The 9,808-nt window shown below is 63.2% G+C and carries 8 protein-coding genes and 1 pseudogene; 2 read left to right on the forward strand and 7 right to left on the reverse strand.

The annotated features are described in order from the left end of the window. Positions 1–636: acyl-CoA dehydrogenase family protein (locus VGO04_RS30630; protein WP_327499755.1), on the reverse strand; the 636-nt coding region annotated here is incomplete at its 3' end. A gap of 156 nt (positions 637–792) precedes the next feature. Here VGO04_RS30630 and VGO04_RS30635 point away from each other — a divergent pair. Continuing rightward, complete coding sequence (locus VGO04_RS30635) at positions 793–1,809, forward strand: aldo/keto reductase (RefSeq protein ID WP_327499756.1); 1,017 nt, start codon at positions 793–795, stop codon at positions 1,807–1,809. 39 nt (positions 1,810–1,848) lie between these two features. Here VGO04_RS30635 and VGO04_RS30640 read toward each other — a convergent pair whose 3' ends face one another. From VGO04_RS30640 to VGO04_RS30650, 3 genes are read right to left on the reverse strand one after another with little or no spacing between them, the layout of a single operon-like run. Beyond that, positions 1,849–3,108 (reverse strand): glycerate kinase, encoded by a 1,260-nt coding sequence (locus VGO04_RS30640; RefSeq protein WP_327499757.1) that lies wholly within the window; start codon positions 3,106–3,108, stop codon positions 1,849–1,851. Positions 3,109–3,153: 45 nt separating this feature from the next. Beyond that, a complete protein-coding gene (locus VGO04_RS30645; RefSeq protein WP_327499758.1) occupies positions 3,154–3,927 on the reverse strand; it encodes an enoyl-CoA hydratase/isomerase family protein in 774 nt (257 codons plus the stop codon). Next, positions 3,924–5,495, reverse strand: coding sequence for an acyl CoA:acetate/3-ketoacid CoA transferase (locus VGO04_RS30650; protein ID WP_327499759.1), 1,572 nt, complete (start codon positions 5,493–5,495; stop codon positions 3,924–3,926). The genes VGO04_RS30645 and VGO04_RS30650 overlap by 4 nt, the downstream gene beginning before the upstream one ends. Positions 5,496–5,630: 135 nt before the next feature. On the opposite strand from VGO04_RS30650, the gene VGO04_RS30655 reads away from it, so the two are divergent. Further along, a complete protein-coding gene (locus tag VGO04_RS30655; protein ID WP_327499760.1) occupies positions 5,631–6,449 on the forward strand; it encodes an aldo/keto reductase in 819 nt (272 codons plus the stop codon). 53 nt (positions 6,450–6,502) lie between these two features. On the opposite strand, the gene VGO04_RS30660 is transcribed toward VGO04_RS30655, so the two are convergent. From VGO04_RS30660 to VGO04_RS30670, 3 genes and pseudogenes are all read right to left on the reverse strand, one after another. Continuing rightward, positions 6,503–8,098 carry a GMC family oxidoreductase gene (locus tag VGO04_RS30660; protein WP_327499761.1) on the reverse strand — a complete coding sequence of 532 codons (1,596 nt, stop codon included), beginning with the start codon at positions 8,096–8,098 and terminating at the stop codon, positions 6,503–6,505. Continuing rightward, the gene (locus VGO04_RS30665; RefSeq protein ID WP_327499762.1) at positions 8,098–9,594 is read right to left on the reverse strand and encodes an aldehyde dehydrogenase family protein; all 1,497 of its coding nucleotides are present in this window, start codon (positions 9,592–9,594) and stop codon (positions 8,098–8,100) included. Before VGO04_RS30665 ends, VGO04_RS30660 begins: the two co-directional genes overlap by 1 nt. A gap of 22 nt (positions 9,595–9,616) precedes the next feature. Next, positions 9,617–9,808: pseudogene (locus VGO04_RS30670) on the reverse strand (dehydrogenase); the annotation flags it as partial.

Below are 9,808 nucleotides of genomic sequence, written 5' to 3' on the forward strand. Positions count from 1 at the left end.
GTCGTCGAAGTTCAGCGCGCCAACCTGGCTCGCCCGCTGACCCATCTTGTGTTCCTTCGGCCCCTTTTCGACGCCTGCCGCATGCAGGTCGACGATGAAGATCGACATGCCGCGGTTTCCCGCTTCCTTGTCAGTCCTGGCGAGCACGAAGCCGTAGTCGGCGACCGGCGCATTGTGGATCCAGATCTTGCCGCCGTTCAGCCGCCAGCCGTTGCCGTCACGCTCTGCGGTGGTGCGAATGCCCGAAACGTCCGTGCCGGCTTCCGGCTCGGTGATGCAATAGGCGACCTTGGCGCGCATGCCGAGGATATCCGGCAGCATCGCCTGCTGGCTTTCGGTCCCGTGCCGGACGAGCAAGGTCGAGATGAGCTCGATCAGGCCGCACTGGTCGGCAACGGACGCGTAGCCGCGGCTGAGTTCTTCCATGACCAGTGCGTAAGTGAGCGTATCGAAACCCGGCCCGCCGAGCTCTTCCGGTACGCCAATGCCGAAAAGCCCGAGCTTTGCCATTTCGTCGTAAAGCCCTGCCGGGAAGCGCTCCTCGCGATCAAGCTCCTCGGCCATCGGGCGGATCATTTCGTCGGCAAAGGCACGCGCCATGTCGCGCACCTGCTCCTGCGTTTCGGTGAGATACATCTGCCTCGCCTCATCTCTAGTAACTATCTAGTTACATATATTCTGAAGCCGGACGCCGTCAAGACGAAAAACTTCGAGGCCGAAAAGGATGCAGCTTGCACAGCCGTTTAGGGCCATGCATACTATTCACCATTCAGTTACTTATGGAGGAAAATCATGCATCCCGGGCAAAAGCGAAAATTCGGAAGGGCGGATCTGGAAGTGACCGCGTTCGGCTTCGGAACGGCACCTCTCGGCAACATCTTTCGCGAGATCGACGAGGCGACCGCAGAAGCAATGTTTTCGCGCGCCTGGGAGGCCGGCGTCCGCTTCTTCGACACCGCGCCAATGTATGGCCATGGCCTTGCCGAGCTGCGCACGAGTCATGCTCTGCGCTGGAAGGAGCGGGACGACTTCGTCCTTGCCTCCAAGGTCGGGCGACTTCTGCGCCCGGCGCGGCGCGACACCATCGATTTTGCGCCCTGGACAAACGCCGCCCCCTTCACGATGCATTTCGACTACAGCTACGACGGCACGATGCGGGCTTTCGAGGACAGCCTGCAACGGTTGGGACTGGAGCGCATGGACATGTGCTTCATCCACGATATCGACGTCTTCACGCGCGGCAGCGAGCAGCCCGAAGTGTTCGAGCAGGCGATGGATGGCGCCTGGCGGGCGCTGGAGAAATTGCGGTCGGAGAAGGTCGTGAAGGCCATCGGTGTCGGCGTCAACGAATGGCAGGTCTGCGAGCAAGCCTTGCTACGTCACGACTTCGACTGCTTCCTGCTGGCCGGGCGCTATACGCTGCTCGAACAGGAGGCGCTCGATACCTTCCTGCCGCTCTGCCAGGAGCGCGGCGCCGCCGTCGTCGTGGGCGGCGGCTTCAATTCGGGGATCCTGGCAACCGGCGCCAAGGAAGGCGCCAAGTACAACTATGCGCCAGCACCACGCGAGATCCTCGAAAAGGTTGCGAAAATCGAAGTCGTCTGCGCTGCCTACAACGTACCGCTCGCCGCGGCCGCCCTGCAGTTCGTTGTCGCCCATCCGGCCGTTCCGTCCTTCATGGCCGGCACACGCACGCTCGAACAACTGGAACAGAACCTCGCCTGGTTCTCGCATCCGATCCCGACAGATTTCTGGGCGGACCTGAAGCACAAGGGCCTGCTGCGCGACGACGCACCGGTTCCGGCGTGAGGCAATATCGGGCCCGCGCCGCGATGGCGCGGGTCCTATCTATCGGATCAGGATCGCCCGGAAGTCGTTGACGTTGGTCCCGGTCGGACCGGGAACGAACAGGTCGCCGAGGTGATGGAAGGCCGTCCAGGCATCGTTCTCGGCAAGCAAGACCGAAGGATCGCGTCCCAGGTTGCGCAAACGCGCCATACTCTGCCCGTCGACAAAGGCGCCGGCATTGTCTTCGGAGCCATCGATGCCATCGGTGTCGGCAGCGATTGCCGAGAAGCCGATCCCTTCGGCCGCCAGCGCAAGCGACAGCAGAAATTCCGTGTTGCGCCCACCCTTGCCGCCGCCTTTGATCGTGACGGTGGTTTCTCCACCCGAAAGAATGACGACAGGGCGCGAGAACGGCCGGCCGCGACCGGCGACTTCACGCGCAATGGCCGCGTGAACGCGGGCAACATCGCGCGCCTCCCCCTCGATGGAATCGGAGAGGATGACGGCGGGAACGCCAAGGGACGCGGCGCGCGCGGCGGCCGCCTCGAGCGAGAGGCTCGCCGAGGCGATCACCCGGACCTCGTTTCTTGTGAAGACCGGATCGCCCGGGAGGGGTGCCAAGCCTTCCTCGCCATCGAGCCACGCAGCAATCTGCGCCGGAAGGGCAATGCCCCAGGTCTTGACCAGGCTACGTGCCAGAGCGCGATCCGTCATGTCCGGAATGGTCGGCCCGCTGGCGACCTGTGCCGGATCGTCACCCGGCACGTCCGACACCACCAAAGTGACAACCTTTGCCGGATGGCAGGCGGCTGCAAGACGACCGCCCTTGATACCCGATACCTGCTTGCGGATGGCGTTCATGACCGAGATCGGCGCGCCACTTGCAAGCAGGGCCTGATTGAGCAGCACTTCGTCGTCCAGCGTCAGGTGACCCGGCGGTGACGGCAGCAGGGCCGAACCGCCGCCGCAGATCAATGCAACGACAAGGTCATCTTCGGTCAGATCACGCACAGCCTCGAAAAGCGCATCTGCTGCCTGCAGTCCGGCTGCATCGGGTACCGGATGGGCGGCCTCAAGGACGCGGATACGCTCGCAGGGAACGGCATAACCATATCGCGTCACCACAACACCTTCGAGCGGACCGTGCCAGAGCCTTTCGAAAGCCGCGGCGAGCTGGGCCGCACCCTTACCGGCGCCGATGACCACGGTCCGTCCGCGTGGCTGGCTTGGGAGATGAGCGCGCAGGGCATTTTCCGGATCCGCGGCTTCGATCGCCGCACGAAAGAGGTCCGCGAGGAATGCTTTATCGTCAGATTTCATGGGGCACCGCTATAAAGGGCCGGGTCACCGGAGAACGGCGCCGAGCTATCGGTTGAACTGGGGCGACCGCTTCTGGCGATAGGCCGCCAGGCCTTCCGTTAAATCGCCCAATGCTGCCGCCACCGCGCCGGCGAGCGCCTCAACCACGCGTTCGCTCTCTTCACCCTCAGCCGCGTTGATCAGCATCTTGGTGAGTTCGGTCGCGCGCGGCGAACGTTGGAGCACGCGCGCTGCATCGGCTTGTGCAGAAGCAAGCCCCTCGCCTTTTGCCACCACCCTGTCGACGAGCCCGAGTGACAGTGCCTGCTCGGCACCGTAGACCTCGCCGAAAAGTGCCATGCGTCGCACCAGCTGCGCTCCGAACCGGCGCGAGGCGCGTTGCGTGCCCGACCAGCCGGGGATGATGCCGAGACCCGGTTCCGGCTGGCCGATCTTCACATGCGCCTCGGCGATGCGCAGGTCGGCACAGGCGGCGAGTTCCAATCCACCGCCAAGCGCATGCCCGTTCAAGACGGCGATCAGCGGCACGGAAAGCCGCGCCAGCGCATCGAAGGCGTCGTGGCCATCACGCAGCCAGCGACGGGCAAACGTGTCGGCATCGAGACAGCTCCACGCGTCGATGTCACCACCGGCGCAGAAGGATCGGTCCCCTTCGCCCGTGAGGATAGCCACGCGCGCATCCGAACGCTCGATGGCGCGGCAGGCCTTAGAGAGCGCCTCCACCATATCCGCGTCGATCGCGTTCAGCTTTTCCGGGCGACGGAGCGTCAGCCGCGCGACGCGATCAGTGACGACAAGGTCAATGCGCGGATCGCTCACAGCGTGAGCCCCATGGCTTCTGGGCGGAACAGGGCGCCGTCCATCCGCTTCAGCATCTTTGAAACGCGAAGGGGCGTTGCCGCCTGATCAAGCACGTCCCGTTGAAGGTCGAGACCCGGAGCGACTTCGGTGACAATGAGCCCGTCGCTGTCGAGGCGGATGACGCAGCGCTCGGTGACGTAGCTGATGTCCTGCCCTTGAGCGCGGGCGCGCTTGCCGGAGAAGCTCACCTGGTCCACCTTCGGCACGAACTTGGCGATGCGGCCCTCCTTGTCGATCACCAGCCGCCCATCCTCGACGCGCATCTTCGCACCGGCATTGAAGTTGCCGGAGAAGACGATCTTCTTTGCGCGGGAGGTGATGTCGACGAAGCCGCCGGCGCCGGCGGTACGGTGCGGGGTGGCAGCAAGACGGCTGACATTGACCGAGCCCTCGGCGTCGATTTCCAGGAAGGACAGCAGCGAGCAGTCAAATCCGCCCGCCTGGAAGTAACAGAACTGATGCGGAGAGGCGACGAAGGCCTCGGCATTGGATGCACAGCCGAACTTGAAGTCGAGCAGCGGAACACCGCCGACAGCTCCCTGTTCGATCACCCACGTGACCTTGCCGTGATGCCCCTCCTCGATCAGGATGCGCGGCACGTTGGCGGAAATGCCGAAGCCGATATTGACTGCCCAGCCATCCTCAAGCTCCTGCGCCACCCGGCGGGCGATGACCTTGCCGACGTCGAGCGCCGGCGTGCGGAACGTCTCGAGCGGGCGGAACAACTCGCCGGAGATAGCCGGGTCATAGGCCGTTGCCGTCGTCTGCAACTGATCCGGTGCCTCGACGATGATGTCGACGAGGATGCCGGGCACGCGTACATCGTGGGGACGAAGGGTACCGCTTGCCGCCACACGCTTGACCTGCGCGATCACGAGACCGCCGGAATTGCGAGCGGCGAGCGCCATTTCCATCGCACCGAGCGTGGCGCCCTCCTGTTCGAAGGTCAGGTTGCCCTTCTCGTCGGCGGTCGTTGCCCGAATGATCGCCACATCGGGGCGGATGGCCGGGAAATGCAGCCAGTCCTCGCCCTCAAACGACACGCGCTTGACAATCGGCTCGGCCCGCGCCCGGTCATTCATCGCGCAGCCATCCTGCTCGGGATCGACGAAGGTCTCCATCCCCACCTTCGTCAACACGCCCGGACGCTTGGCAGCGCCCTCGCGCAACATGTCGAAGACGATGCCGGAAGGCACGTTAAAGGCGGCGAGTTCCTCCTTCAGGATCATCTGCCAGATGAGCGGCGGTTCGGCATTGCTTGGCCCGGAGGGATAGGAGCCGCCGATGATCTTCACCAGCATGCCGGGCTTGGCGATGTGATCGACACCGCGCGTGCCGAAGAAATCGCCGGCGGCGATCGGATGAATGGAGGTGAGGCCGCGCGGATGGCCTTCGCTGTCGAAGCGTTCACCGAGCGCTTTCAACACGGCATCGGGGCAGCAAAGGCCCGAGGAAGAGTTCACGGCGACGACCGAGCCATCCTTGATGAGCCGCACCGCCTCCTGCGCGCTCTTCACCTTCTTCATCGGCTGATCCTCCGTTTTTCATTGCCTGAAGTAACTAACTAGTTATATGTTAATTCGCAGCAAGACAAGCCGGGCGGCGCGATTTTCGAATGACCGGCATTCGACGCCGGCTCGGCAATCGACCAAGGGGGAGGCATGAACATCTACTTCCAGAAGAGCTTTCAGCGCGGCTTCGGTACGTATCCGCTGAAAGGAGACGAGCTGCGACGGGCCATCGAGGCCGCGATCGACGTCGGCTACCGGGCCTTCGACACGGCGCAGATGTATGGCAACGAGGCCGATACGGGCGAGGCGCTGGCGGAATGCGGCGTTCCCCGTCCCGAGCTTTGCATCACCACGAAAGTGCATCCGGACAACTACACGGACGAGACGTTTCTCCCCTCGGTCGAGACGAGCCTTCGAGCCCTGAAGACCGATTGCGTCGACGTTCTTCTTTTGCACTGGCCGCCGGCCAACGGCGAGATCGCCCCATCGCTCCGCATGCTTCGATCCGCTCTGGAACGAGGGCTGACAAAGTCGATCGGCGTGTCGAACTACACGGCGGCCATGATGCGGGAAGCGCGGTCCGTCATCGACGTTCCGCTCGTGACCAACCAGGTGGAATTCCACCCGCTGGTCAACCAGGAGAAACTGCTCGCAGCCGCAGCCGAAACCGGAATCCCGATCACATCCTACGCGTCGATCGCCCGTGGCGAGATCTTCAAGCACGACCTTTTTTCCAAGATCGGCGAGACCTACGGCAAGTCCGCGGCACAAGTGGCGCAGCGCTGGATTATCCAGAAAGGCGTTCCGCTCAACACCATGTCCACCAAGCCGGAAAACATCCGTGCAAACTTCGAGATCATGGATTTCACCCTCTCGTCGATCGACATGCAAAGGATCGATGCGCTGACGGCGACCGGTTATCGCATCATCAAACCAGGACAACTTCCCTGGGTTCCCAAGTGGGACTGATGGAAAAGGGCGGCCCACGAGCCGCCCTTTTTCTTCACCGCCGGCCAGCCTGATCAGGCATTGCCGCGGATCATGTCCGCGGCCTTTTCCCCGATCATGATCGTTGCCGCATTGGTGTTGGACCCGACGAGGCTCGGCATGGTGGAACTGTCGCAGATGCGGATTCCGTCGAGCCCGTGAACACGCAGTTGCGGATCGACCACCGACATCTCGTCACGCCCCATCTTGCAGGTGCAGGTCGGATGATAGGAGGTACGGCCGTACTGGCGGGTATAGGCGACGTAATCCGCTTCCGTGCGGACATCGCGGCTCGGGAAGTGCCTGACCTTGATGTACTTCTGGAGCGACGGCTGGGCGAAGATCTCCTGACTGATCTTCACGCCTTCGACCGAGATCTTCACGTCTTCGGGGTCGGCGAGGAAGTTCGGATCAATAATCGGAAGATCGCGCGGGTCGGCTGAGCGAAGCGTGACAGTCCCGCGCGACTTCGGGCGCAGCGTGTAGGAATTGAGCGTGATGCCGGAGGAGCCCCTCGGCACGCTGGGCACGCCGGCCTCGGCACCTGCGCCCGCGAGGAAATGGAACTGCAGGTCCGGATAAGGGCTCGTCTTGTCGCCGTACCAGAACGCCCCGCCCTCAACTACGTTGGAGGTGATTGGGCCGGAGTTGAACAGGGTGTATTGAAGCCCCGCCCAGATCGACCAATGCAGCCTGTTGTATTTGTCGAGGCTGTCGTGATCCTTCAACTCCGCGACGATATCGACGCCGAAATGGTCCTGCAGGTTTTCGCCGACGCCGGCCAGATCCTGGATCACGTCGATACCGTGGCTGCGAAGTGCGGCGGCAGGACCAACGCCCGAAAGCATCATCAGTTTCGGCGTGCCTATCGCGCCAGAGGTCAAGAGCACCTCGCTGTCGGCGCGCGCGGTCATCCGCTTGCCATCGACCTGATAGTCGACCCCGACGGCGCGTCGCCCTTCGAAGACGACGCGCAGCACGAGCGCACCGGTGATGACCGTGAGGTTCTTGCGCTTCAGGGCCGGCCGGAGGTAGCCGACCGCTGCCGAGCAACGGCGGTTGTTGCGCGTCGTCGTCTGGTAAACCCCGGAACCTTCCTGGAGCGGGCCGTTGAAATCAGGATTGTAGGGTATGCCGAGTTCCTGGCAGCTCTGCACGAAGGCGCGCGTCATGCGCTGCGGCTCGGGAATATTCGACACGCCGAGCGGGCCGTCCGTTCCATGCCAAGCGCCCGAGAGGATCGAGTTGCCCTCGGAGCGCAGGAAGTACTTCTGGATGTCCTTGAAGCCCCAGCCTTCGGCGCCCTCCTCGACCCAGCGGTCATAATCGCCGGGATGCCCACGGGTAAACACCTCGGCATTGATCGAGGAGCCGCCGCCGAGCACCTTTGCCTGGGCGTAGAGGATTTCACGGTTGTTGGCGTGTCTCTGCGGCGCGGTCTTCAGTCCCCAGGTCAAAGGACCTGACGTCATCTTGGCAAAGCCCACGGGCATGTGGATCAGCGGATGACTGTCGCGCCCGCCGGCCTCGATGAGGCAGACGCGCGCCGACGGATTTTCAGAGAGCCGCGCCGCCAAGACGCAACCGGAGGAACCGCCTCCGACGATTACATAATCATAGCCTTGCGACATTATGCGATCCAATGCGAACGCTTGCCGATCTCGACGTGAACGGACTTCACCTGCGTGTACTCCTCGACCCCGTAGATGCCGGCCTCGCGGCCCCAGCCGGACTGCTTGAAACCGCCGAGCGGCATCTCAGGGCCACCCGCCATGATCGTGTTGACCCAGAAGCGACCGGCACGCACCTTTCGGGTTACGGTCAGCGCCTTGTCGATGTTCTTCGTCCACACGCTCGCCGCCAGGCCATAGACCGTGTCGTTGGCGAGCTGGATGGCTTCCTCTACCGTGTCGAAATGCATGGAGCACAGAACCGGACCGAAAATCTCGTCGCGCGCAATCGCCATGTCGGGGGAAACACCGGAGAAAAGCGTCGGCGCGATGTACTGGCCGTGGCCAAGATCAATCGTTTCGCCGCCAGTGAGAAGCTTTGCGCCCGCCGCCTTGCCCTTGTCTATATAGTCCAGGATCGTGGCGTTCTGTGCCTCGGTGGTGATGGCGCCCACCTGAGTGCCTTCGTCGAGCGGATCGCCGACCCGGATCTTTTTCATTTTCTCGACAAGGAGTTTCTCAAACTCTGCCGCAACAGAACGCTCGACGATCAGACGCGACGAGGAAACGCAGCATTGTCCGGTGTTGAAGCTGATCCCGAAAGCGGCGCCGTCAGCGGCATCCTCAAGGTCGGAGTCGGCAAAGACGATAATGGGGTTTTTGCCACCGAGCTCAAGACCCAGCTTCTTGAAGTTGCTGTCGGCGGCGGCGTGGACGCAGGAGCGCCCCACAGCCGTCGATCCCGTGAAGGAAAGCATGTCGACGTCAGGATGTTCGGCCAGCGCCTGCCCGATCGAGCGGCCGGAACCGGTGACGACGTTATAGACACCCGCAGGCAGGCCCGCTTCGGCCAGAACCTCCGCCAGAAGCAGCGTAGTCACTGAGGTGACTTCGGACGGCTTCACCACCATGGTGCAACCGGACGCCAGGATGAAAGGCACGCGCTCGCACAGGATCAGGAACGGGAAGTTCCAGGGTGTGATCAGGCCGATGACGCCGATCGGCTCACGCAGCACCATGCCGAAGAGGTCGTCACCGAGCGAGTTGAAGCTGTCGCCGTGCAACAGGCGCGCGGCACCAGCGCCGACCTCGAAGCAGGCGATGCAATGATCGATCTCGCCGCGCGCCTGCGAGATCGGCTTGCCGTTTTCGAGCGTCTCCCAATAGGCGATCTCGTCCCTGCGGCGACGCAGGATCTCCGCGACGCGCAAGAGCACGCCGGCGCGTGCGGCACCGGAAAGCCCGGCCCAACGGCGATCCTCGAAGGCATTGCGCGCCGCAGCGACCGCCGCGTTCAGATCATCGACCGTGCAGCGAACGGTGCGCGTGACCGGCGTACCGTGGCCCGGCGACCTACGTTCGAAGTGGTCGGCGCCTTCTTTCCACTGCCCGTCGATGAAGAACCCGAAGCTGCGCGCTTCGGACGGGGGAGCAAGAAACGTGTTCGTCTGGTCCATCTGGTACCTCCACTTCAATAGTTTACGCCGCGATGGCGATCTGGGTCTTCAGGTGTTGCGGCCGCTCGCCGATCGTCTCGAAGGCTTCCTGAATGGCCTCCAGCGGATAGCTTGCCTTGGTGAAATCCTGCGTGCGGAACCGCCCGTGCGACAGAAGCGTGAGCGCGTCGTGCATATCCTCGCCCATCCCGGCAACAGAACCCTTGAGGCTCCC

This window comes from Ensifer sp. (assembly GCF_035999185.1).
Taxonomy (GTDB): domain Bacteria; phylum Pseudomonadota; class Alphaproteobacteria; order Rhizobiales; family Rhizobiaceae; genus Ensifer.

Coding starts and splice junctions, on each gene's coding strand:
- VGO04_RS30640 (WP_327499757.1), bottom strand. CDS start 3,108: ATGAAATCTGACGATAAAGCATTCCTCGCGGACCTCTTTCGTGCGGCG.
- VGO04_RS30665 (WP_327499762.1), bottom strand. CDS start 9,594: ATGGACCAGACGAACACGTTTCTTGCTCCCCCGTCCGAAGCGCGCAGC.
- VGO04_RS30655 (WP_327499760.1), top strand. CDS start 5,631: ATGAACATCTACTTCCAGAAGAGCTTTCAGCGCGGCTTCGGTACGTAT.
- VGO04_RS30660 (WP_327499761.1), bottom strand. CDS start 8,098: ATGTCGCAAGGCTATGATTATGTAATCGTCGGAGGCGGTTCCTCCGGT.
- VGO04_RS30635 (WP_327499756.1), top strand. CDS start 793: ATGCATCCCGGGCAAAAGCGAAAATTCGGAAGGGCGGATCTGGAAGTG.
- VGO04_RS30650 (WP_327499759.1), bottom strand. CDS start 5,495: ATGAAGAAGGTGAAGAGCGCGCAGGAGGCGGTGCGGCTCATCAAGGAT.